23 protein-coding genes are annotated in these 23555 nt (G+C 59.7%); 14 read left to right on the top strand and 9 right to left on the bottom strand.

The features are described 5' to 3' along the window. Nucleotides 1-237: 237 nt before the first annotated feature. The 5 genes from GH784_RS15770 (at nucleotide 238) to GH784_RS15750 (ending at nucleotide 5542) form a co-directional block, all read left to right on the top strand. The gene (locus tag GH784_RS15770; RefSeq protein WP_065702461.1) at nucleotides 238-1365 is read left to right on the top strand and encodes an S-(hydroxymethyl)glutathione dehydrogenase/class III alcohol dehydrogenase; all 1128 of its coding nucleotides are present in this window, start codon (nucleotides 238-240) and stop codon (nucleotides 1363-1365) included. 276 nt (nucleotides 1366-1641) lie between these two features. Next, the gene (locus tag GH784_RS15765) at nucleotides 1642-2400 is read left to right on the top strand and encodes a hypothetical protein (protein ID WP_065702460.1); all 759 of its coding nucleotides are present in this window, start codon (nucleotides 1642-1644) and stop codon (nucleotides 2398-2400) included. An 88-nt stretch (nucleotides 2401-2488) separates the two neighbouring features. After that, nucleotides 2489-2752, top strand: coding sequence for an acyl carrier protein (locus GH784_RS15760; protein WP_003515534.1), 264 nt, complete (start codon nucleotides 2489-2491; stop codon nucleotides 2750-2752). Beyond that, entirely contained in the window at nucleotides 2749-4281 is a 1533-nt protein-coding gene (locus tag GH784_RS15755; RefSeq protein ID WP_065702459.1) for an AMP-binding protein, read from the top strand. The genes GH784_RS15760 and GH784_RS15755 overlap by 4 nt, the downstream gene beginning before the upstream one ends. Beyond that, the gene (locus tag GH784_RS15750; protein ID WP_065659340.1) at nucleotides 4265-5542 is read left to right on the top strand and encodes a type III PLP-dependent enzyme; all 1278 of its coding nucleotides are present in this window, start codon (nucleotides 4265-4267) and stop codon (nucleotides 5540-5542) included. The genes GH784_RS15755 and GH784_RS15750 overlap by 17 nt, the downstream gene beginning before the upstream one ends. 113 nt (nucleotides 5543-5655) lie before the next feature. Here GH784_RS15750 and GH784_RS15745 read toward each other — a convergent pair whose 3' ends face one another. The 6 genes from GH784_RS15745 to coaD form a co-directional block, all read right to left on the bottom strand. Then, the gene (locus tag GH784_RS15745) at nucleotides 5656-6813 is read right to left on the bottom strand and encodes an aminodeoxychorismate synthase component I (RefSeq protein WP_065702458.1); all 1158 of its coding nucleotides are present in this window, start codon (nucleotides 6811-6813) and stop codon (nucleotides 5656-5658) included. 36 nt (nucleotides 6814-6849) lie between these two features. Then, entirely contained in the window at nucleotides 6850-7980 is a 1131-nt protein-coding gene (tgt, locus tag GH784_RS15740) for a tRNA guanosine(34) transglycosylase Tgt (protein ID WP_065702457.1), read from the bottom strand. After that, nucleotides 7980-9062: a tRNA preQ1(34) S-adenosylmethionine ribosyltransferase-isomerase QueA gene (queA, locus tag GH784_RS15735; protein WP_065702456.1), complete on the bottom strand. Its 1083-nt coding sequence runs from the start codon at nucleotides 9060-9062 to the stop codon at nucleotides 7980-7982. Before queA ends, tgt begins: the two co-directional genes overlap by 1 nt. A gap of 195 nt (nucleotides 9063-9257) precedes the next feature. After that, nucleotides 9258-9767, bottom strand: coding sequence for a peptidylprolyl isomerase (locus GH784_RS15730; RefSeq protein WP_003515547.1), 510 nt, complete (start codon nucleotides 9765-9767; stop codon nucleotides 9258-9260). A gap of 36 nt (nucleotides 9768-9803) precedes the next feature. After that, nucleotides 9804-10373 (bottom strand): peptidylprolyl isomerase, encoded by a 570-nt coding sequence (locus GH784_RS15725; RefSeq protein WP_019566173.1) that lies wholly within the window; start codon nucleotides 10371-10373, stop codon nucleotides 9804-9806. A 29-nt stretch (nucleotides 10374-10402) separates the two neighbouring features. Next, entirely contained in the window at nucleotides 10403-10897 is a 495-nt protein-coding gene (gene coaD / locus GH784_RS15720; protein ID WP_003515552.1) for a pantetheine-phosphate adenylyltransferase, read from the bottom strand. Between the two features lie 418 nt (nucleotides 10898-11315). On the opposite strand from coaD, the gene GH784_RS15715 reads away from it, so the two are divergent. The 8 genes from GH784_RS15715 (at nucleotide 11316) to GH784_RS15680 (ending at nucleotide 19008) form a co-directional block, all read left to right on the top strand. Continuing rightward, nucleotides 11316-11495 carry a hypothetical protein gene (locus GH784_RS15715; RefSeq protein WP_003515553.1) on the top strand — a complete coding sequence of 60 codons (180 nt, stop codon included), beginning with the start codon at nucleotides 11316-11318 and terminating at the stop codon, nucleotides 11493-11495. Nucleotides 11496-11536: 41 nt separating this feature from the next. Further along, the gene (locus GH784_RS27615) at nucleotides 11537-11671 is read left to right on the top strand and encodes a hypothetical protein (protein WP_003515556.1); all 135 of its coding nucleotides are present in this window, start codon (nucleotides 11537-11539) and stop codon (nucleotides 11669-11671) included. 270 nt (nucleotides 11672-11941) lie between these two features. Beyond that, on the top strand, nucleotides 11942-13834 hold the full coding sequence (locus GH784_RS15705) for a peptidylprolyl isomerase (RefSeq protein WP_013636263.1): 1893 nt from the start codon (nucleotides 11942-11944) through the stop codon (nucleotides 13832-13834). A 16-nt stretch (nucleotides 13835-13850) separates the two neighbouring features. Next, nucleotides 13851-14885 carry an anthranilate phosphoribosyltransferase gene (gene trpD, locus GH784_RS15700; protein ID WP_013636264.1) on the top strand — a complete coding sequence of 345 codons (1035 nt, stop codon included), beginning with the start codon at nucleotides 13851-13853 and terminating at the stop codon, nucleotides 14883-14885. Nucleotides 14886-14904: 19 nt separating this feature from the next. Then, on the top strand, nucleotides 14905-15720 hold the full coding sequence (gene trpC, locus GH784_RS15695; RefSeq protein WP_003515561.1) for an indole-3-glycerol phosphate synthase TrpC: 816 nt from the start codon (nucleotides 14905-14907) through the stop codon (nucleotides 15718-15720). A gap of 7 nt (nucleotides 15721-15727) precedes the next feature. Next, on the top strand, nucleotides 15728-16219 hold the full coding sequence (gene moaC / locus GH784_RS15690) for a cyclic pyranopterin monophosphate synthase MoaC (protein ID WP_065702455.1): 492 nt from the start codon (nucleotides 15728-15730) through the stop codon (nucleotides 16217-16219). After that, nucleotides 16220-17437: a molybdopterin molybdotransferase MoeA gene (locus GH784_RS15685; RefSeq protein WP_065702454.1), complete on the top strand. Its 1218-nt coding sequence runs from the start codon at nucleotides 16220-16222 to the stop codon at nucleotides 17435-17437. A gap of 500 nt (nucleotides 17438-17937) precedes the next feature. Then, nucleotides 17938-19008, top strand: coding sequence for a GGDEF domain-containing protein (locus GH784_RS15680; protein ID WP_065687305.1), 1071 nt, complete (start codon nucleotides 17938-17940; stop codon nucleotides 19006-19008). Nucleotides 19009-19246: 238 nt separating this feature from the next. Here GH784_RS15680 and GH784_RS15670 read toward each other — a convergent pair whose 3' ends face one another. The 3 genes from GH784_RS15670 to GH784_RS15660 form a co-directional block, all read right to left on the bottom strand. Then, on the bottom strand, nucleotides 19247-19855 hold the full coding sequence (locus tag GH784_RS15670) for a pyridoxamine 5'-phosphate oxidase family protein (RefSeq protein ID WP_065702453.1): 609 nt from the start codon (nucleotides 19853-19855) through the stop codon (nucleotides 19247-19249). A 52-nt stretch (nucleotides 19856-19907) separates the two neighbouring features. Further along, complete coding sequence (locus GH784_RS15665) at nucleotides 19908-21719, bottom strand: monovalent cation:proton antiporter-2 (CPA2) family protein (RefSeq protein WP_019566167.1); 1812 nt, start codon at nucleotides 21717-21719, stop codon at nucleotides 19908-19910. Between the two features lie 222 nt (nucleotides 21720-21941). Further along, nucleotides 21942-22310, bottom strand: a complete 369-nt coding sequence (locus GH784_RS15660) for a gamma-butyrobetaine hydroxylase family protein (protein ID WP_003515573.1) — start codon at nucleotides 22308-22310, stop codon at nucleotides 21942-21944. Nucleotides 22311-22395: 85 nt separating this feature from the next. Between GH784_RS15660 and moaA the strand changes: the two genes are divergently transcribed. Next, nucleotides 22396-23493: a GTP 3',8-cyclase MoaA gene (moaA, locus tag GH784_RS15655; RefSeq protein WP_153793571.1), complete on the top strand. Its 1098-nt coding sequence runs from the start codon at nucleotides 22396-22398 to the stop codon at nucleotides 23491-23493. Nucleotides 23494-23555 lie beyond the last annotated feature (62 nt).

The raw sequence follows: 23555 nt of genomic DNA, 5'->3' as shown, positions 1-23555 counted from the left end.
GTAAAAACATGCACTTAAATCACGTATTCATAATTTAGAATAGCTGAAGTAAACCATATAAAGACAACGCGAAACATTGCCCTGATGGCAGGCCCGCGACGGTGCGCAAATTCCTCACAGGTGTGACGGGCATTGCCGTCTTTTGAATACGGCAAGACGGATTTGTACCTTGCCCCTGCCGCCAAGCTCGGGCAAAACAGCCCTATCCAATCACGAGACCATGCCAGGAGATAGAATATGGACGTTCGCGCCGCAGTTGCCATTCAGGCAGGAAAACCGCTTGAGGTCATGACCGTTCAACTCGAAGGTCCCCGCGCTGGCGAAGTGCTGGTCGAGGTCAAGGCGACAGGTATCTGCCACACCGATGATTTCACCCTCTCCGGTGCCGATCCCGAAGGTCTGTTTCCGGCCATCCTTGGCCATGAGGGTGCAGGCATCGTCGTTGATGTCGGTCCCGGCGTCACCTCGGTCAAGAAGGGCGATCATGTCATCCCGCTCTACACGCCGGAATGCCGCGAGTGCTATTCCTGCACATCGCGCAAGACCAATCTCTGCACCTCCATCCGCGCCACCCAGGGCCAGGGCGTGATGCCTGACGGCACCTCGCGCTTCTCGATCGGCAAGGACAAAATCCACCACTATATGGGCTGCTCGACCTTCTCGAACTTCACCGTCCTGCCCGAGATCGCTCTTGCCAAGATCAATCCCGATGCGCCCTTCGACAAGGTCTGCTACATCGGCTGTGGCGTGACGACCGGCATCGGCGCCGTCATCAACACCGCCAAGGTGGAGATCGGCTCGACGGCAATCGTCTTCGGTCTCGGCGGCATTGGTCTCAACGTTCTGCAAGGCCTGCGTCTTGCCGGCGCTGACATGATCATCGGTGTCGATATCAACAATGACCGCAAGGCCTGGGGCGAGAAGTTCGGCATGACCCACTTCGTCAACCCGAAGGAAGTGGGCGACGACATCGTGCCCTATCTCGTCAACATGACGAAGCGCAATGGCGACCTGATCGGCGGCGCGGATTATACGTTCGACTGCACGGGCAATACCAAGGTCATGCGCCAGGCGCTGGAATCTTCGCATCGCGGCTGGGGCAAGTCTGTCATCATCGGCGTTGCCGGTGCGGGCCAGGAAATCTCCACGCGTCCGTTCCAGCTGGTCACCGGCCGCAACTGGATGGGCACGGCCTTCGGCGGCGCGCGTGGCCGCACCGACGTGCCGAAGATCGTCGACTGGTACATGGAAGGCAAGATCCAGATCGATCCGATGATCACCCACACGATGCCGCTCGAAGACATCAACAAGGGCTTTGACCTGATGCACAAGGGCGAGAGCATCCGCGGCGTCGTAATCTATTGATCGGCTGACAAAATGGCAGGCGCGCACCGCGCGTCTGCCATATGAATTGACCGACCTTTCCGCTTACAGCCGTGCCGATTAACGGGACGGTAAATCTATCGTCGTATGCCGATATTGCGCGGTGGAGTTGAAAAATCCCTCCCTGCCCGAAACGACGCGAGATAGCGGGAGCGACCTCTGAGAACCGTACCGATCGACAACGGAAACCGCGTCGCTGCCGTTGCACTTCTGACGAAAGGTTTTCCGGAAAAGAGCGAGGCTTTCTGGGCGCTCGGCGTGTCCCTTATAAGCGACCATCATCAGCGGCAGGATCTCGGCACCATCGGGCAATTGCTGATGAAGGGCGACGATGCCGTTGGCGTTCTTCTGACGATCCGAAGCCGCTTGGCCGAGACCGGCAGGACAGTCGTCAACCTGTCCAGCTGGTATGTCGAACCTTCCAGCCGCTGGTTTGCACCGCGTATGCTGCAAATGGCGACATCCTCCGAAGAAGACATCTTCACCGATCTCACCCCGTCTCCAGAAGCCTGCAAGCTGAACGAGAGACTGGGGTTCACAACGATAACGAATTGCACGCTTTTTTATCCCCTGCCTTTAAAGGCATTCGGCCCGGCCAGGGCGCGGCTGCGCCCGCTTGCCGAAGTGCCGCAGGGCACGCTGTCTGCCGCCACGCGCGACATGCTGGAAGATCATGCGCGTTTCGGCTGCATCGTGGCAGTCATGGAGGCGGATGGAAGCCATTATCCGCTGGTGTTTTTAAAAACCATAACCAAAAGGCTGCCCTCCGCCCGCCTCATCTATTGCGAGGACAGGCAAGTCGCCCAGAGGCACATTTCGGCAATTGCCCGCCATCTTCTTGGCAAAGGCCGGCTTGCATTGACCATGGCAGCTTCCGATGAGAAGCGAGACGCCGGCGGATTTGCCATACTCAAATCCTCGCCAATACAAGTAAAGGGAGCATGGAACCCACGGTTTATTAACGAAACATATTCAGAATTGGTGTTATTGCCACCCTGGGTATTGGGACGCTCTTAAAAGACGCGCGCTTAAACCTTGCCTGAAAAGAAGAAAATGCGCTTCGGCCGAGACTAGTCCCGACTGCGCGAACGAGCGGAGAATAAGCATGCTTTCAGCGAAACCCAGGGAAGTCGATGTCTCCGAGACCATCTATTCCTACCTCTCGCAGCGTTTCCCGGCTCATGCACCGTTTTCCGCAGATACGCAATTGCTCGAAGGCGGCGTGATCGATTCGCTCGGTTTTCTCGAACTGATGATCTTTCTCGGCGAAGGTTTCGGCATCGTTCTCAATGATGAACATTTCACCCCGGAAAATCTCAGCACGCCGGCCGATCTGATTGCCTTCGTCACGCAGGAACGGCGCAGATGACAACCCACATCCTGCTGCACCACCTGCTCACCGCGCGGGCGGAAAGCGGCGATGAGGCGCTTGTCTACAAAGAAAAATCACTGAGCTATCGCGAATTTTCCGAAGCGGCCGCACGTTGTGCGGCGGCATTGCAGGAGGCCGGAACGGAGCGCGGCGACCGTGTCGTCATCTTCCTGCCGCGCGGCATCGAGGAATGCTGGTCGATCTTCGGCGTGAGCATGGCTTCCTGCGTCTTCGTGCCGGTCAACGCGCTTTTGAAGGCGCAGCAAATCCGCCATATCGTCGCGGATTGCGGCGCAAAAATCGTTATCAGCAGTGCTACGATGATGGATGAGCTGAACGCGGCTGTGGAAGACCTGCCCGAGGTCACTGTACTGCTGGCGGAACAAATCGACCGCCGCCCGCCCGTGCCTGCCAAAGTCTCCCCATCAATTGGCGAGGACCTTGCAGCAATCCTCTACACATCCGGCTCCACCGGCTCGCCCAAGGGCGTGATGCTGTCGCACCGTAATCTTCTGGCCGGAGCGCGCATCGTGCGCACCTATCTGGAGATCACCGGAAAAGACCGCCTTCTCTCCATTTTGCCCTTCAGTTTCGATTACGGCCTGAACCAGTTGCTGACGGCGGTTGAACAGGGTGCGACCACTGTTATCTCCACCTTCAGGCTCGGCGACGACATTGTCAGGGACTTGCGCGACCATGCCATCACCGGGCTTGCCGGCGTACCAACTGTCTGGGCGATCCTGACGAGGGCCGCGCCGTTGCTGGCGAAAACGCCGCTGCCGCAGTTGCGATACATCACCAACTCCGGCGGACGCGTGCCGCAGGAAACCGTGAGGGCGTTGCGCGAAAAGCTGCCGGGAACGAAAATCTATCTGATGTATGGCCTGACCGAGGCCTTCCGCTCCACCTTCCTGCCGCCTGATGAAATCGACCGCCGCCCGACTTCCATCGGCAAGGCAATCCCGGAATGTGAAATCTTCATCGTCACCGCCGAGGGACAGAGGGCAAAACCGGGTGAGCCCGGCATTCTCGTCCATCGCGGCCCGACCGTGTCGCTGGGTTACTGGAACCGGCCGGAAGATACCGCCAAGGTGCTGCGCCCTCACCCTTTCATTCCGGCTGCACGCGGCGGCGAGACCGTGTGTTATTCCGGCGATCTGGCGGTGGAAGACGAGGACGGCTTTTTCAGTTTCGTTGCCCGCAACGATGCGATGATCAAATCGTCAGGCTATCGCATCAGCCCGACCGAGGTGGAGGAAAGCCTGATGTCGACTGGCCTTTTCCAGCAGGTCGCCGTCATCGGCCTGCCGGACCCCTTTGCAGGCGAGAAGGTGCATGCCGTGGCAACCGCCGCCAACGAAAATATCGATGTTTCCGCAGCTCTCAAAAAAGCCGCCGAAATGCTTGCCCCCTTCATGATTCCGCGCGCCATCGAACTGGTCGACCGGCTTCCGGTGACGGCCAATGGCAAGGTGGATTACCGCGCGCTGGTGCGCGAACGGACGGACAATGGCGCCCACGGATAAACCCCAAAGCCACGGCCCTGCCCTTGCCGCCGCGCAATTCGCAGTCGACGAAAACGATCTCGTCATCGGCGGCCTTGCCGTGCGCGATATCGTCGCTGAGACCGGAACGCCGTGCTTCCTCTATGACGCGAGCGCCATGCGCCGCGCCTATCGCGATCTCGCAACCGCGCTCAGTGGTTTTGCCAATATCTTTTATTCGGTGAAAGCCAATCCCCTGCCCGCCATCATCTCGCTTTTCCGCGAAGAAGGCGCTGGCGCGGAAATCGCCTCTGTCGGTGAATATCGCGCCGCCATCAAGGCGGGCATACCGCCGGAAAAGATCATCTTCGCCGGCCCCGGCAAGCGTCAGGCCGAATTGCTTGAGGTGATCGAGGGCGGTATCGGCGAAATCCATATCGAGAGCGCCGAGGAAATTGCCCGTATCGAAGCCATCGGCAAACCGGTCAAGGCTTCGATCCGCATCAATCCGGTGCCGGATGCGCAGGCAGGCGCCATGCGCATGGGTGGCAAGGCCACCGCCTTCGGTTTCGACGAGGAAGAACTCGAAAACGTCCTGCCGCTGTTCAGGGACATCAGGCATATCAATCTCGTCGGTGTCCATATTTACGGCGGCACGCAAATCCTCGATGCCGACATGCTTGTCTCCCAATGGAGACACTCCATTTTGCTTGCCGCACGCATGGCCGAAATGCTCGGCAGGCCACTTGAAACCATCGATCTCGGCGGCGGCCTCGGCATCCCCTATTTCGCCGGGGAAACGCCGCTCGATCTTGCAGCGGTCAGTGCCGCCATTCCCGATCTCAAGGCCTTGATGCATGCGCATCCGCTGATTGCGAATGCTCACATCATCGTCGAACCCGGCCGCTTCCTCGCCGGTCCCGGCGGCATCTATGTGGCGGAAGTCAATTCGGTAAAGACCTCGCGCGGCACCACCTTCGTGGTAACGGATGGTGGCATGCATCACCATCTGGCAGCCTCCGGCAATCTCGGCCAGATCGTCAAGCGCAACTACCCCATCGTCGCACCGGCCATGATGCAGGCAGACAATGAGGAAACGGCAACCATCGTCGGCCCGCTCTGCACACCACTCGACACGCTGGCCCGCAATGCGGCCCTGCCGAAGCTGAAGGCTGGTGATCTCCTGGCAATCCTGCAATCGGGCGCCTATGGCGTCACCGCCAGCCCTTCGGGTTTTCTCAGCCATCCGGTGGCGAAGGAAGTGCTGGTGGAGAATGGTGCGTTTAAGGTGATAGGGCGCTGAGGACGTTTGGCAGCGAAAACCGTAGCCGGTTTTCTTACGGACGCATATCCGCCTGCTGACATTGGAGCTTCCTCCAACCTCCCTCATTCCTGTGCTTGTCACAGGAAAGGAGATCACCCCCGTAACAGCCTGTCCCCAACCGCAAACTTGGATTTCAGCAGACACTCATCATATTCCGCCTCGGCATCCGAATCGAAAACGATGCCGCCGCCGACATTGAAGATCGCGCGGCCGCCATCGAACAGGGTCAGCGTGCGGATCGCCACCGAAAAACGCATTTCTCCATTCGGAGACATGAAACCGATAGCACCGCAATAGGCGTCGCGCGGCATCTGTTCCAGTTCGCGCAGGATCTTCATCGCCCACAATTTCGGCGCGCCGGTCACCGAACCGCAGGGAAAAAGCGCCGCGAAAATATCCTCCACCGTCACATCAGGCAAAAGCTTCGCGCGCACATGGCTGACCATCTGGTGCACGGTGGGATAGGTCTCGATATCGAACAGTCGCGGCACATGGAGGCTGCCGACCTCGGTGATGCGGGAAATATCGTTGCGCAGGAGATCGACGATCATGCGGTTTTCGGCAAGCGTCTTTTCATCCTCAAGCATCACCGCGATGATCGCCCGGTCCTCTTGCGCATTCGCACCGCGCGGCGTCGTTCCCTTCATCGGATGGGTTTCGATGAAACCTTCCCCGTCAACTGAGAAAAACAGTTCCGGTGAGCGCGACAGGATCACCGGTCCACCGAGATCGACCAGCGCGCCATATTTAACCGGCTGGCGCTCAACCAATGACCAGAAAGCCGTGAGCGGATCGCCGCTCCAGCGAGCATGAACGGGCATCGTCAGATTACCCTGATAACAGTCGCCGCGACGCAGATGCCCGTGCAGCCGCTCGAAGCGCTGGCAATAGTCTTCAAGGCTCCATGCGGGCGCGGGATCGGCCAGGAACGCATCGGCATCCGGCAGACTTTCGGGCCGCGCAAATCGCCCCTCATCCGGTTGTGGGCCGGAAAAGACGCCGAAGCGAAGGAACGGCACGTTGCGAGGCTCGGCAGCAAAGTCCGCAAGTTTCGGCTCGAACAGGAAACCCGCCTCGTAGGACATATAGCCGGCAAGGTATTTCCCGGCGCGGCGCAGCTGCTCCATGCGTTTCAGCGCCGCGAAAAACGCCTCTGGCTCATCCGCGACGATGATCTCCTCCGGCTCGGTGAAGGCTGTCACCGTGCCGGTCGTGTCATCCCGGAAAAGAACGTAAGGCGCATGTGCCAAGGAAAGCGTCCGAACAGGAGAAAGGGTCGGGAAAAATCAGATCGGGTCTATGTCGCCCCGCGCCCACATCTCTATGGTTTCCGCATAAAAATCGGCGAAACGGCCTTCCTCGATCGACTTGCGGATACCCTGCATCAGCTCCTGATAATAGGCAAGATTGTGCCAGGAGAGCAGCATACCGCCCAGCGCCTCGTTGGAGCGCGTAAGATGATGCAGATAGGCGCGGGAGTAATCACGCGAGGCCGGGCAGTTTGACTGCTCATCGAGCGGCCGCATATCCTCCGCATGGCGGGCATTGCGGATATTGACCCTGCCGCGACGGGTGAAGGCAAGCCCGTGACGACCGGAACGGGTCGGCATCACGCAGTCGAACATGTCGATGCCGCGCGCCACCGATTTCAGAATATCGTCAGGCGTACCGACGCCCATCAGGTAACGCGGCCTTTCGGTGGGCAGCACCGGCAGCGTGATGTCGAGCATGCCCAACATCACATCCTGCGGCTCACCGACGGCAAGGCCGCCGACAGCGTAACCCTTGAGATCAAGCTGCTTCAGCCCTTCGGCGGAGCGAATGCGCAGATCCGGCTGGTCGCCGCCCTGCACAATGCCGAACATGGCCTTGCCGGGCTGTTCACCGAAGGCGACGCGGCAACGCTCCGCCCAGCGCAGCGACATTTCCATGGCGCGCTCGATTTCCTTGCGCTCGGCCGGCAGCGCGATGCATTCATCGAGCTGCATCTGGATGTCCGAATCAAGCATGCCCTGAATTTCGATCGAGCGTTCCGGCGACATATGGTGCAGCGAACCGTCCACATGGCTCTTGAAGGTCACACCCTTCTCGTCCAGCTTGCGCAGGCCTGAAAGCGACATGACCTGGAAGCCACCGCTGTCGGTGAGGATCGGATGCGGCCAGCGGATAAGCTCATGCAACCCGCCAAGCCTTGCCACGCGCTCCGGGCCGGGCCGCAGCATCAGGTGATAGGTGTTGCCGAGAATGATATCGGCCCCGAGCTCGCGCACCTGGTCGAGATACATGGCCTTGACAGTACCGACAGTGCCAACAGGCATGAAGGCAGGTGTGCGGATGACACCGCGCGGCATGGCGACTTCGCCAAGGCGGGCGCCGCCGCTCGTGGCTTTCAGGGTAAAGGTGAATTTGTCGTGCATCAGTTCTTCCGGAACAACAGGCTTGAATCGCCATAGGAATAAAAACGGTATCCGGTTTCGATGGCATGCGCATAAGCGGCACGCATCGTCTCGAGACCGCAAAAAGCCGAAACGAGCATGAACAGCGTCGATTTCGGCAGGTGGAAATTGGTCATCAGAATATCGACCGCGCGGAAACGGTATCCGGGCGTGATGAAGATGCCCGTCGCGCCCGACCATGGCTGAATAACGCCATTCTCATCAGTGGCGCTTTCGATAAGCCGCAGCGAAGTGGTGCCGACAGAAACGATCCGTCCGCCGCGCGCCTTGACGGCATTGAGCTTTGCTGCAGTCTCTTGCGAAACATGGCCGATCTCGAAATGCATCTTGTGATCGTCGGTATCGTCGGCCTTAACTGGAAGGAAGGTGCCTGCCCCAACGTGAAGTGTCACGAAATGTCGCTCGATGCCGGCTTCGTCCAGCGCCGCAAACAGATCGGGCGTGAAATGCAGGCCGGCAGTGGGTGCGGCAACGGCGCCCTTCTCGCGGGCATAAATTGTCTGGTAATCGGTCTGGTCCTGCGCATCTTCCGGGCGCTTCGCGGCGATATAGGGCGGCAAAGGAATATGGCCGACGGAGGCGATCGCCTCGTCCAGAACAGGTCCGGAAACGTCAAAAAGCAGCGTGATCTCGCCCTCCTCACCCTTTTCTTCGACGGTGGCCTCCAGATGGGCAAGGCCGCAGGCATTGTCGCGCTCATAACCGAAACGAATGCGGTCACCCTGCTTGATGCGCTTGCCCGGCCGCGCGAAAGCCTTCCAGCGCGACTGGTCGGCGCGCATGTGCAGCGTGGCTGAAACTGCCGTTTCAGGCGCACCTTCGCGCAGCCGCACGCCTTCAAGCTGGGCTGGAATAACGCGGGTGTCGTTGAATAACAGCGCGTCGCCGGGCTTCAGGAAGGAAGTCAGGTCGGATACGATGCGGTCTTCCATGTGGTTCGCATTCGGATCGACCACGAGAAGACGCGCACTATCGCGCGGGTTCGCCGGGCGAAGGGCGATATTGTCCTCGGGGAGATCGAAATCGAACAGGTCTACGCGCATTGCAAGGGCTCTCGAAATATCAAAACCCGCCCTGCATGGCATGGGGCGGGTGGTGGGTGATGACAAGGCTTCCGACTACACTCGATCTCATCCTCGGGCTTGTCGCGAGGATGAGGTCTGGGAGGTTGACGCCATCATCAATGTGAAACGCCCCGCAGTTTCCTGCGGAGCGGGTAAACACTTTATACGCTATTATCAGGCCGCCGATGCAAGCTTCATCGAAACGATCGAATCGGGGTCCTTCACAGGCTCGCCGCGCTTGACCTTGTCGATGGCTTCCATGCCTTCGATGACCTGGCCCCATACGGTGTACTGCTTGTTCAGCCACGGCGAATCGGTGAAGCAGATGAAGAACTGCGAGTTGGCGGAGTTCGGGCTCTGCGAACGGGCCATCGAGCAGGTGCCGCGTACGTGGGAAATAGCCGAGAATTCAGCCTTGAGGTCAGGCTTCTCGGAGCCGCCCATGCCGGCGCGGGCCGGGTTGAAGCTTTCCGAACCCTTCTTGCCGAACTTCACATCGCCCGTCTGGGCCATGAAGTCTTCGATGACGCGGTGGAACACGACGCCGTCGTAAGCGCCTTCCGATACCAGTTCCTTGATACGGGCAACGTGGCCCGGAGCAACTTCCGGAAGCAGCTGGATCACGACCTTGCCGGTCGTCGTTTCCATGATGATGGTGTTTTCCGGATCCTTGATCTCGGCCATGATTATTCTCCTCTGTTCGGGCTCTATTGCCCTACCTTACTTCTTGCCGACGGTGACCTTGATCATCCGGTCGGGGTTGGAAACTTCGCCGTTGCCGCCGGCGCCACGCTTGATCTTGTCCACGGCTTCCATGCCGGACACGACCTTGCCGACCACGGTGTACTGGCCGTTCAGGAACGGACCGTCGGCAAACATGATGAAGAACTGCGAATTGGCGGAATTCGGATCGCTGGAACGGGCCATGCCGACAACGCCGCGCGTGAACGGTGTCTTGGAGAACTCAGCCGGAATGTCGGCCATGTCAGAGCCGCCGGTGCCGGCACGCTGGGCGTTGAAGCCCTTCTCCATGTTGCCGTACTGCACGTCGCCGGTCTGCGCCATGAAACCGTCAATGACGCGGTGGAAGGCCACGTTGTCATAGGCGCCCTTTTTCGCCAGCGCTTCAATCTGCGCCACGTGCTTGGGCGCGACTTCCGGCATCAGTTCGATGACGACGGGGCCGTCCTTCAGCTGGACGGTCAGGAATTCGGCAGCCGAAGCGAAGGTGCTGGCGGCAAGCGCGCCCGCAAACAGGGCGCCGGCAAAGGCAAATCGAACGAGTTTCATTGGATTGGCTCCGGAATCTGAGGCTGAAGTCAGCGCTTCAGCTTGGCGTTGAGGGCTTCAAGCACGGCTTTGGGAACGAAGGCATCCACATTGCCGCCCATGGCGGCGATCTGCCGGACCAATGTGGCTGTAATGGGTCGCGACGACGTACCCGCCGGCAGGAACACGGTCTGTATATCAGGTGCCATCTGGCGGTTCATGCCGGCCATCTGCATTTCATAATCGAGATCGGTGCCGTCACGCAGGCCGCGCAGAAGAAGGCGCGCGCCATGTTGACGGGCTGCATCGACGACCAGATTGTCGAAGGAAACGACCTCAACGCGCGCCGCCTCACCGGGCAGGCTTTCAGAAAGCGCCCGGCTTATCAGCGTCGCCCGCTCCTCGAAGCTGAACAGCGGTGCTTTTCCGGGATGGATGCCGACGGCGACGATGACTTTGGACGCCACGTTCAGCGCCTGGATAAGCACATCCAGATGTCCGTTGGTCATCGGATCGAAGGATCCTGGATAAAAGGCAATCGTCATATCGCTCTCAAGTGGTGGGCGTTATGTGCCGCCTTTTGTCACGGAGATGGGCGCGGCGCAAGACTTTTACAACCCGGACGCCCTCCCGGTGCGGTCTGAACAACGGATGAATGCGCCGTTCAGTGCGGTTTCAGGGCTCATTTATATAAATACACGGCATCGGGAAACCGAAATGCCCCTCACCTCGTTAAGCCCCCGGAGAAATGAAAATGCTGGCCTTTATGATCGTCTTTTCGGTCATCGCATCATTCGCAGCCGAGTATCTTTTCCTCGAATGAGGCCAGTCGCCGGTTTCCTGAACGCCAGATGAACAAGCCATTCAAGGAAGTTTCACAGGCGCGATGCTAATCGATTTTTAAGGTTGACGCGGAACATGATTGGACGTGGCGCGTTAATATCAAACCAAAGGAACAGACAGATGTTTGTAAGAGAAAAACAGTCTACTTCGGCAAAAATCAGCGTCATCAGCACCGCCTGGACAGTACTGGTCATCGCAATGGTAGCAACAACGTTTAGCCTTTATGATCAGAAGCCTGCCGCCCAGGGACCGGACTATCCACAGATGACCGCCCGCTACCAGTCCATGACCTATTACTGATGAGGAACTAGGATTTCCTCGCTACCAACGGAGATGATATCATGTTCACATTCCTGACTCTGCTTCTTGCCCTGATCAGCATTATGTTCGTGACGTCAATGATCTCCGCCGTCGCCGAGATGCGACGGGAAGACGAGGAATTCAAGGCCTCGGTAAGACGCAACCGCGCGTTCTGACCGCAACCATCAGACTTAGCCGTCTTTCAGAATATGATTCTCCGCAACCGCCTGGACGCTCCGGGCGGTTTTATTTTGCCGCCTTAACGGCCAGTATGGCGAAGATGAAGGCGTAAAAACCTAGCCCCAATCACATAAGCGTTTTCAAAACCCCGTTTTTCCAAGGCAAATTCCCTTCAATTTCCCATTGGATTGATTTAAGGAACGCCGATACGTTGCGGGCCGGACGGCTGGCGACCGCAATGACGTTCCTGTGAGGTTTGCATAACGATGCTCGATTCCCTGAGAAATGCTTCTCGAACCATGGCAGCCAAGCTGCTGCTTCTCCTGCTTGTTGTTTCGTTTGGCGTCTGGGGCGTCTCCGCATCACTCGTCACCTCCAATTCGCATGCGGTCATGACCGTCGGCGACCAGACGGTCAGCCCGCAGGAATTCCGCCTCGCCTATCAGCGTCAGGTTTCCGATCTGAGCCGCCAGTTCGGCGCGAGACTGACCACCGAACAGGCCAAGGCCTTCGGTATCGACCGCCAGGTATTCAGCCAGCTTGCGGCGGGTGCCTCGCTGGATGAACTGGCGTCGAAGATGAATCTCGGCCTTTCGGAAGACCGCCTCGCCAATCTCATCGCCGAAGACCCGGCATTCAAATCGGTTAATGGCCAGTTCGATCGCACCCTGTTCACCGAACGGCTGCGCAATTCCGGCCTGCGCGAAGACGACTATATCAAGGAACGCAGCAAGGTCGCGGTCAGAAGCCAGATCGTTGAGGCCGTTTCCGATGGTTTCAAGGCACCGCAGGTACTGGTGGACGCACTCAAGCAATACCGCAACGAACAGCGCTCGGTCGATTACGTCATCCTGTCCAACGCCGTCATTGCGCCGGTCAAGGCGCCGGGCGACGACGTGCTTGCACCCTGGTTTGAAACCAACAAGGCGAAATATCGCGCGCCCGAGTTCCGCAAGTTCACCTATGTGAAGCTGGAACCATCGGACATTGCCGATCAGGCTTCGGTGACGGATGCGCAGATCGCCGACTATTACAACAGCCACAAGGACAGCTTCCGCACCGCCGGTCGCCGCACCGTCGAGCAGCTGACCTTCCCGGAAAAGGAAATGGCAGAAGCCGCCGCGGAGCAGATCCGCCTCGGCAACACCACCTATGATCAGGTGGTTAAGGATCAGGGCAAGACCGCCTCCGACGTGACGCTTGGCGAATTCACCAAGGACACGATCCCCGACCAGTCGATTGCCGATGCTGCTTTCGCCGTCCAGAAGGATGGCGGCGTGTCTCCGGTCGTGGCAGGCTCCTTCGGCCCGGTCATCCTGCGCATCACCGGCATCAAGCCGGAAACCACCCGCACGCTGGAAGAAGCGAAAGAGGACATCCGCAAGGACCTCGCCACCGCTGCTGCAGCCGAAGAAGTCACCAATGTGCATGACCGTTACGAAGACCTGCGTGCCGGTGGCTCCTCGCTTGCAGATGCGGCAAAGCAGCTGAACCTCAAGCCCGTCACCATCGACGCCATCGATGCCGCCGGTCTTGATGAAAAGGGCGACGCCATTCAGGACCTGCCCTCGCCGCAGCTTGCCCAGGAAGTCTTCAAGACCGAACCCGGCACCGAAGCCCTGCCGATCAATCTTGGCCGCGAAGGCTACATCTGGTTCGACGTCGATCAGATCATCCCCGCCCGCGACCGCACGCTTGCCGAAGTGCGCGACGATGTCGTGGCCGACTGGACGGCAGAGCAGCAGCGCACGGCGCTTGCCACCAAGGCCGACGAGCTGAAGGCACGCGTTGAAAAGGGCGAGACACTGGCAGCGGTGGCTGGCGAACTCGGGCTTGCCGTCGAGCAGAAATCCGGCCTGCGCCGCACCAGCGAGGACGCGATTTTCGGTCGCCAGACGATTACGGCGGTATTCTCCGGCGCTGAAGGCATGACGGGCACAGCGGCAGACGCCGATGGTTCCAGCCGCATCCTCTTCAAGGTCACGGCAGTCGACACCAACGCGCCTGCCGATGCGCTTGCCAATGACGATCAGCAGTTCGCCGCCATCGCCCGCGCGGCCGGCGACGACATGCTCGACCAGATGGTCAACCGCCTGCAGAACGACTACGGTGTGACCATCAATCAGGCCCTCGCCGATCAGGCGATGGTCGGCTTCTAACCGGGGGGCGGAAACGATGGCCGAACTGAAACCGCTGATCGCAAAGGTCGCAAACGGGGAAAGCCTGAACCGTGAGGAATCGCGGGCCGCTTTCGACATTCTGATGTCGGGCGAAGCAACCCCGTCGCAGATCGGCGGTTTCCTCATGGCACTGCGCGTGCGCGGCGAGACGGTGGACGAGATTGTCGGCGCCGTCTCCTCCATGCGCGCGCGCATGCTGCCGGTTTCGGCCCCCGAAAACGCGATCGACATCGTCGGAACCGGCGGTGACGGCATCGGCACCTACAATATCTCGACGCTCGCCTCGATCATCGTTGCCGGCACGGGCCTTCCCGTTGCCAAGCACGGTAACCGGGCGCTAAGCTCCAAATCCGGCACGGCGGATGCGCTGTCCGCACTCGGCGTGAAGCTGGATATCGGCCCTGACCTTATCGCCCGCTGCATCAGTGAGGCGGGACTCGGCTTCATGTTCGCGCAGCTGCACCATTCCGCCATGCGCCATGTCGGTCCAAGCCGCGTCGAACTTGGCACGCGCACCATCTTCAACCTGCTCGGCCCGCTTTCCAACCCGGCGGGCGCGAAGCGCCAATTGCTCGGCGTCTTTTCGCCGCGCTGGCTGGTGCCGCTTGCCGAAGTGCTGCGCGATCTCGGCTCGGAAAGCATCTGGGTCGTACATGGCGACGGCATGGATGAAGTCACGACGACAGGCGTCACCCATGTGGCGGCGCTTGAAAACGGCAAGATCCGCACCTTCGACCTGACGCCGAAGGATTTCGGTGTTGAACCCGCTTCCATGGCAGACCTCAAGGGTGGCGACGGCATTGCCAATGCAGCGGCACTTCGCGAGGTTCTGTCCGGCAAGCGCAACGCCTATCGCGACGTATCGCTATGCAACGCCGCGGCAGCCCTCGTCATTGCCGGCAAGGCCGAAACGCTTGGCGAGGCGATGACGACCGTGAGCCAAGCGCTCGACAGCGGCGCGGCGGCAGCAGCGCTCGACCGCCTGGTCGCCGTCTCCAATGAAACAGTCTCCGGGCAGGCCGACCACTAAAAGGAATGAGAGCGAAACCATGAGCGACATTCTGAAAAATATCGAGATCTACAAGCGCGAGGAAATTGCCGCCGCCAAGGCCAGGGTTTCACTTGCCGATCTCAAGGCGATGGCCGCAGGCCAGACTGCGCCGCGCGGTTTTTACAAAGCGCTGCGAACAAAGCAGGCTGAGGGCAAATTCGGTCTGATTGCCGAAATCAAGAAGGCCAGCCCCTCCAAGGGGCTGATCCGCCCGGATTTCGATCCGCCGGCACTGGCCGCCGCCTATGAGGCTGGTGGCGCCGCCTGTCTTTCCGTGCTGACGGACACGCCGAGCTTTCAGGGGGCGCCGGAATTTCTGACGGCTGCCCGCAATGCCTGCGCGCTGCCTGCGCTGCGCAAGGATTTCATGTTCGATACCTATCAGGTGCATGAGGCCCGCGCCTGGGGCGCGGACTGCATCCTGCTCATCATGGCGTCTCTTTCCGACGATGAGGCGAAACGCCTTGAAGACGAGGCTTTTTCACTCGGCATGGACGTACTGGTCGAGGTGCATGATGCGGAAGAAACCGAACGGGCGCTGAAGCTCGCCTCGCCGCTTCTCGGCATCAATAACCGCAATCTGCGCACTTTCGAGGTCAGCCTCGAAACCAGCGAGAAACTGGCTGGCCTCGTGCCCGCCGATAAGCTGCTTGTCGGCGAAAGCGGCATCTTCACCTATGAGGATTGCCAGCGCCTCGAAAAGAGCGGCATCAGCACCTTCCTCGTCGGCGAAAGCCTGATGCGCAAGGACGATGTGACGGCAGCTACCAAAACCCTGCTAACCGGCCAATCCGGCGTCCTGGCGGCGGAATGATGCGCCGATGAGCGAGGCGACAAAGCTCACCCATATCAATGCGAGCGGCGAGGCCCATATGGTCGATGTCGGCGACAAAGCCGAGACCGTCCGTGTCGCCGTTGCCGAAGGCTTCGTGAAGATGAAGCCGGAAACGCTGGCGCTCATCCGCGATGGCAATGCCAAGAAGGGTGACGTCATCGGCACAGCCCGGCTCGCGGGCATCATGGCAGCCAAGCAGACGGCAAACCTCATCCCGCTCTGCCACCCGCTGATGCTGACCAAGGTTGCGGTGGACATTACCGAAGACGCTGCCCTGCCCGGCCTGCGGGTGGAGGCAATGGTGAAGCTTTCCGGCAAGACCGGCGTGGAGATGGAGGCGCTGACCGCCGTGTCCATCGCCTGCCTGACCATTTACGATATGGCCAAAGCCGCCGACAAGGCGATGGAGATCGTCAATATCCGCCTTCTCGAAAAGAGCGGCGGCAATTCGGGCGATTTCCGGCGACAGGAGACCTGAATGAAGCCACTGCTGCCCGTGGATGAGGCCGTAACGCGCCTTCTGGAGGCGGCGGTTCCTGTGGTTGACAGCGAAACCCTTCCGCTCGCCGAATGCGATGGCCGCGTCCTTGCGGCTGACCTTGCGGCGCGTCTTACCCAGCCGCCTTTCGATGCCTCGGCCATGGACGGCTATGCGCTGCGCAGTACCGATGCGCCACAAATCGGGTCAGTCCTCACCGTCATAGGCCAGGCTGCCGCAGGCCACGCTTTCGCGGGCACGGTGGGTAAAGGCGAGGCCGTGCGTATCTTTACCGGCGCACCGGTGCCAGCGGGTGCGGATGCCATTCTCATTCAGGAAGATGCCGAGCTTCTCGGCGAGGGCAAAATCCGCACCGCTTTCGACATCACCGCCGGGCGCCACATTCGCCCGCGCGGACAGGATTTTGCCGAGGGCGACACCGTTTTGAAGTCCGGCCGCGAACTCTGCTTCACCGATCTCACCGTTGCGGCGGCGATGAATCACGCAACGCTTGCAGTCTATCGCAAGCCACTGGTCGCCATCCTTGCCACCGGCGACGAATTGCTGCCGCCCGGAAGCACGCCCCTTCCCGCCCAGATCATCGCCTCGAACACCTTCGGTGTCGCCGCACTTGCGCGGGCAGCCGGTGCGGAGGTTCTCGATCTCGGCATTATACCCGACAACGACACGCTGATCCGCGCCGCCATCGGCAAGGCTGTCGCGGCAAAGGCCGATGTGCTCGTGACGCTCGGCGGCGCCTCTGTCGGCGACCATGATCTCGTTCAGGCGGCGCTTAAGGCCGAAGGCATGCAGCTCGATTTCTGGCGCATTGCCATGCGTCCTGGAAAACCGCTGATGGTGGGTGCCATCGATGCCATGCAGGTTTTGGGCCTGCCAGGAAATCCAGTCGCGAGCCTCGTCTGCGGCCTGCTGTTCCTCGAGCCACTGCTCCACAGAATCGCCCGCCGCATTCCGCCGCAACGCGTCACCACGGCCCGAACCGCCACACCGCTGAAGGCGAACGATCACCGGCAGGATTATCTTCGCGCCCGTTTCAGCGCCGATGACAACGGCGCTCTGGTGGCGCAAGCCTATGCCAAACAGGATTCATCCATGATGAACATACTGGCACATTCAGACGGCCTGATCGTGCGCCCGCCAAATGCGCCGGCAGTTGACGCAGGTGCGGAATGCTCGGTGATACGGCTTAGAGCCTGACGGGACATATTCCGGCGGCGCACAAAACAACGCATTGTTTCAAAATCTTGCGCAATTTCCACCGCAAGTAGTCACAGAAATGAGACGGGCTGCAGCCACTCCTGTTGAGACGACGTAATAAAAAATGTAACGTTGCTGTATCCGGACATGCGCGAAGAAGTTCGTTGCTTATAAGCGGCGTCTTGCCAGATGAAAAACTCCGTGCCTCAACCATCTCCCGATTATCACCCTGCGTTGTTGTGCCGAAATAAATCACCCTAAAATCACTATCGGGATTGACAGAATAAATACGAAGCTGGCACCAAGACGAGCAGTAGAAATCAAAAAACTCCGGAACTTCCTCGAAATGAGAATTACTTATAATTATCAGCTAAATAAGATAAAAATTGCCGAAGATCAAATTTCAGGGAACAAAAATTAGTTTCCCATAAATTAAGCTTTTCAAAACGGCCTACATAATAATAATCATAGTCGATAAGCAGACTCACTGGAGTTTCTTGATGAACACGGCATCCACGCCCAAATCCACGGGGCCCGACATCGCCGGGCAGATTGCCTACGCCATGCGGAGCATGGGTGTGTCGCCGATCCCGCGCAACTATAGCCTTTTTTACGAAGCCTATATCGGCTCGAACCCGGCGCTGACGAGGGATCTGGCGGCACTGGGAAACCGGGTGACGCAGGAGGATCTGGACGAACTGTCCGCGCGGTACGGGGAAGGCAATCCCATCGCCTCGATCGACGACGCGCACGAGAAGCTGCGGCGTGAACTGGAGGCGCTTCTCGGAACGCTGAGGCGCGAACAGTCCTCCATCGAGAACTACAACAGAATTCTCGGCGAAACCCGTCAGCGGATTGACGACAAGACCGTATCGAGCACCAATATCCTGAAAAATGCGGTCTCGCTGCTGGCAGAGGCCACCGGCTCGAAAATCATCGATGGCGAAAAGGCGTTCAACGACGTCAACCGCCATGCCGAGGAAATGCAACAGGTGCGTCTGGAGCTGGATGAATACAAGCGCATCGCCAATACCGACTCGCTGACGCGCCTTTCCAACCGTCGCGCTTTCGATGACAGGCTGGCCTCCGTCTACAACAGCTCCATCGGCCTGCAATATACGACGCTCATCCTGCTCGACATCGACCATTTCAAGCGGATCAACGATACGTTCGGCCACCCGGTCGGCGACAAGATACTGGCCACCGTCGCCTCCGTCATCCGCGCCAATGTCCGCAAGGACGGCTTCGTCGCCAGAAGCGGCGGCGAGGAATTCGCCATCATTCTTGATGGCAACACGCCGGAAGAAGTCATGGTGATCTGTGAGCGCATCCGCCTGTCGCTGGAAAGCACGCCGTTCCGCAATTCAAGATCGGGCGCCGACTACGGTACGGTGACGATATCGATAGGCTTCGCCTCCGCCTCGCAGGCAAACAATCCGGGCGAACTTTACGGACATGCCGATATGGCACTTTACCACGCCAAGGAAACCGGCAGGAACCGTTCCGTCATTTACGAGGACGGCATGCAGAAGAACTATATCGGCAAGAACTGGCTGATCTACCGTACCTAGGGCGTCGTGCGTCCTTATCGGGGGCGCAGTTAACGGACGCTCTCCTCTTCCCTCATTCCTGTGCTTGTCACAGGAATCTAGCCAGACCAAGTCCTTGGGCTGAAAAGAGCCTCTCTCGCCGCGCCGACGCGCGTCGGCTAGATTCCTGTGACAAGCACAGGAATGAGGGCGGAGAGAAGCCAATGGCTCACGGGCGAATGTGCTGGTCTCGTCAGGACGAAAGCCGCACCGCCACCCCTCACCACATGGTCTTCGCCGCCCGCACCGCCCATTCGCGGTCATAAGTCTCCTGATCGAACTCCGCCTTGGCGGCTTTGAGCAGGCTGCCGGGTGTGGGCAGTGACGCGGGTTCCACGAAGTTATCGGGGTTCCACAGTTCCGAACGCATCAAGGCCCTCGCGCACTGGAAATAGACCTCGTCGATTTCGACCACAATGACGGTGCGCGGGTGTTTACCGTCCATCTCGAAGCTCTGCAGCAAATTGGGTGCGACCGAAACGACAGCGCGGCCGTTGATGCGCATCGTTGTATTCGAGCCCGGGATCAGGAACATCAGCGCCACGCGTGGATCGCGGACGATGTTCAAGAGCGAATCGACGCGGTTGTTGCCGCGCCAGTCGGGCAAAAGCACCGTCCTGTCGTCGGCCACCCTTACCACACCGCCCTTGTCGCCGCGCGGCGAACAGTCCATGCCTTCCGGCCCGACAGTCGCCAGCGCCAGAAATGGCGAAGCCTCGATCATCTGCCGGTATTCGGCGGTCAGCGTGGCTGTCACCTTCGCGATAGATGCCTCGCTTGTGCCATCGTAGATGGCCTTCAATTCCTCAACCGTGCGAATGACCGTCATTGTGCGCTCCAACTCCTGCAATCAATCTGCCCCACCCATAAATCAGGGCGCGTTATTCCTCTGCCGCTTCCGCTTTTTCCCGCTCCGCCCGCTCGCGCGCGGTGCGTGCAGCAACGAGGTCCGCCGGCTGGGAATTGCCGCGGATCAGCGACCGGCCCGCATAAATACCGCCGACGACTTCCATCGCGAAACGTTCCTCGTCGCGGTCGCGGAACTCCTCCACCAAGCGGGCAGCATCTTCACGCTCCTCACCCATGGCGCCAAGCACTTCCTCGCTGAAATTCATCGCCGATTCCAGAGTCTCGCGGATCTGGTAATCCACGCCAGCCTTCACAAGATCGATTGCGTGGCCACGGTCATAGGCACGGGCAAGAACGGGAACCAGCGGAAACTCATGCTTGACGATCTCCGCGATCCGCACAGCGGCTTCCTTGTCATCGACGCAGATCAGCACCGCACGCGCGGTGCTTGCCCCGGCGGCATGCAGGATTTCCGCGCGTGAGCCATCGCCATAATAGACCTTGAAACCGAATTCCGCAGCATCGCGCACAAAGTCGGCATCCTTGTCGATCAGCGACAGCGTGTAGCCACGCGCGAGAAGCGGCTGGCTGACAATCTGGCCGAAACGCCCGAAACCGATCAGCAGAATGCTGCCCTCGACATTTTCCGGCACATCGAGATCATCGGTCTTGGGAACGGCCGCCGGCACCAGCCGGTCGTGCAGAATGACCATCAGCGGCGTCAGCACCATCGAGATGATGATGGTCGCCGTCAGGATGGCGTTGGCTTCGCGGTCGAGGATGCCGGCGCTGACAGCGGCGGAATAGAGCACGAAGGCAAATTCGCCACCCTGCGCCATCAACACAGCCCGCTCCAGGCTTTCGCGCCTGGTAGTGCCGAGCGCCCGCGCCACGCCGTAGATCAGGAATGCCTTGAGCAGCATGTAACCTGCGACGCTGACGACCACGAGCTGCCAGTTCGACGCAATGACGGCAAGATCGATCGCCATGCCGACGCCGAGAAAGAACAGGCCGAGCAGAATGCCGCGAAACGGCTCGATATCCGCTTCCAGCTGATGGCGGAACGACGATTCGGACAGCAGCACACCAGCCAGAAACGCGCCCATCGCCATGGAAAGACCACTGACCTGCATCAACAGCGCCGAACCGAGCACCACGAGCAGGGCCGCGGCCGTCATTACCTCGCGCGCACCGGACGCCGCCAGCAGGCGGAAGAACGGGTTGAGAAGATAACGCCCGGCCAGAATGAGCGCGCCGACGGCGGCAAGCGCGATGCCGACGGAAATCCAGCGCTCCGACGGTGTGACGTGCTCGCCACCAGCACCGAGGAAGGCAACGAGCGCCAGAAGCGGCACGATGGCGAGATCCTCAAACAGCAGGATGGCGATGATGCGCTGGCCCTTGAGGCTGGACATGCTGTTGCGTTCCTGCAGCATCTGCATGACGATTGCCGTGGAAGTCAGCACGAAGCCGGTACCGGCGACAAATGACATGATGAGCGGAAAGCCGAGACTGACGCCAACCATCGTCAGACCCGCCATACAGACCAGCACCTGCAGCGCGCCAAGCCCGAAAATATCCTGCCGCATGGACCACAGCCGTGACGGCTGCATTTCAAGGCCGATGATGAACAGGAACATCACCACGCCGAGTTCGGCGATATGAAGGATCGCCTGCGAATCGGAGAAGAAGCCGAAGCCATATGGCCCGATCACCAGACCGGCGGCCAGATAACCCAGCACCGAACCGAGGCCTATGCGCTTGAAAATCGGCGCGGCCACCACGCCCGCCGCCAAAAGCACGACCACCTGGGCCAGATCATTCCCGTTCGCTTCGACCGCCACACATCACCCCGTTTAAATTGATAGAACGAGGGTGTTCCCTCCGTCACTTCCTAGCGCATCAGTATGAAAATCGAAAATGATTTTACAGAAGGACGATGCGCAGATTCAACGGGTTATTTGTCCATAAGGCTTGCGGGCTTCAGATGCCGCTGCCCTTCTCCCCTCATTCCCGTGCTTGTCACAGGAATGAGGGTGGGGAGTGTCCGCAGGCCTTGCGCCCGCCTACCGGGACAGCGGTTCCCTGCTCAAGCCCTTTTCGGCGAGCTGTCGCTCATAATCGGCAAACGATGCGTCGCCGGTCTCTCCCAGTTCCTTCAGATATCTCCAGGTGAAGATGCCGCTGTCATGGCCGTCGTCGAAGACGATGCGCACGGCATAATTGCCCGTCGCCATCATGGAGCGGATCGTCACGTTGCGCTTGCCGGGAACAGTGACCTTCTGGCCCGGCCCGTGGCCCTGCACTTCCGCGGAGGGTGAAAGCACGCGCAGCATCTCGGCACCAAGCCGATAGACGCTTCCATCATCGAAGGAAACGGTCAGTTGCCGCCGGTCTTTCGACACAAGCAGTTCAGTCGGCCAGGCATCACTCATTTTTCACTTCCGCAAGCTCGTCTTATGCGTCAGAATTACGGACTTGCCTCGCGATAGGCAAGTCACTACATCACCTGTAAAGCACATGCCCGGCAATCTTGTGCCCGGCGCATCGCGCAGTGAGGACGGAGACGTGAACAGTTTCCCCGGATCGCTCGAAAGAGCGCAGTCCCTGACGGAAAACAAAGCACCGATGGTGGACCCTTTCGGCCGGTCCATAACCTATCTGCGCGTTTCCGTGACAGACCGCTGCGATTTCCGCTGTACCTACTGCATGTCCGAACACATGACCTTCCTGCCGAAGAAGGACCTTCTGACGCTGGAGGAACTCGACCGGCTCTGTTCCGTCTTCATTCAAAGGGGCGTGCGCAAGCTGAGGCTGACCGGCGGCGAGCCGCTGGTGCGCAAGAACATCATGATGCTGGTGAGGAACCTCGGCCGCCATATTGGCACCGGCGCGCTGGATGAGCTGACGCTGACCACCAACGGTTCGCAGCTTGCGAAATTCGCCGCTGAACTCGCCGATTGCGGCGTGCGGCGCATCAACGTCTCGCTCGATACGCTGGACCCGAAGAAATTCCGCGAGATCACCCGCTGGGGCGATATCGACCGTGTGATGGAAGGGCTGGATGCCGCGCAGGCCGCCGGCATCAAGATCAAGCTCAATGCTGTCGCGCTGAAGGACTTCAACGAGACTGAAATTCCCGAGCTGATGCGTTTCGCCCATGGTCGCGGTATGGACCTGACTGTCATCGAGACCATGCCGATGGGCGAGATCGAGGAAGATCGTACCGATCGCTACCTGCCGCTTTCCAGGCTGCGCGCCGATCTGGAACAAAGCTTCACGCTTGTTGACAACGACTACCAGACCGGCGGCCCTGCCCGCTACGTGACGGTGAAGGAAACCGGCGGCAGGCTCGGTTTCATCACACCCATGACCCATAATTTCTGCGAAAGCTGCAACCGCGTCCGCCTCACCTGCACCGGCACGCTCTATATGTGTCTCGGGCAGGACGATGCCGCCGACCTTCGCACGGCGCTGCGCGCTTCCGACAGCGACGCCTATCTCTCGGGCGCCATAGACGAGGCCATTTTGCGCAAGCCGAAAGGGCATGATTTCATCATTGACCGCACCCACAAGCGCCCCGCTGTCGCCCGCCATATGAGTGTGACCGGCGGCTGAACCTGTTTCTCGTCCACCCACCCATTTAAGCGGTTGAAATGCCGGCTTGGCCGTGTCAGGTC

The sequence above is a fragment of the Agrobacterium tumefaciens genome, from assembly GCF_009649785.1.
GTDB lineage: Bacteria > Pseudomonadota > Alphaproteobacteria > Rhizobiales > Rhizobiaceae > Agrobacterium > Agrobacterium tumefaciens.
The sequence above is the reverse complement of the archived record's forward strand: the minus strand, read 5'-3'. Positions and strand labels throughout refer to the sequence as shown.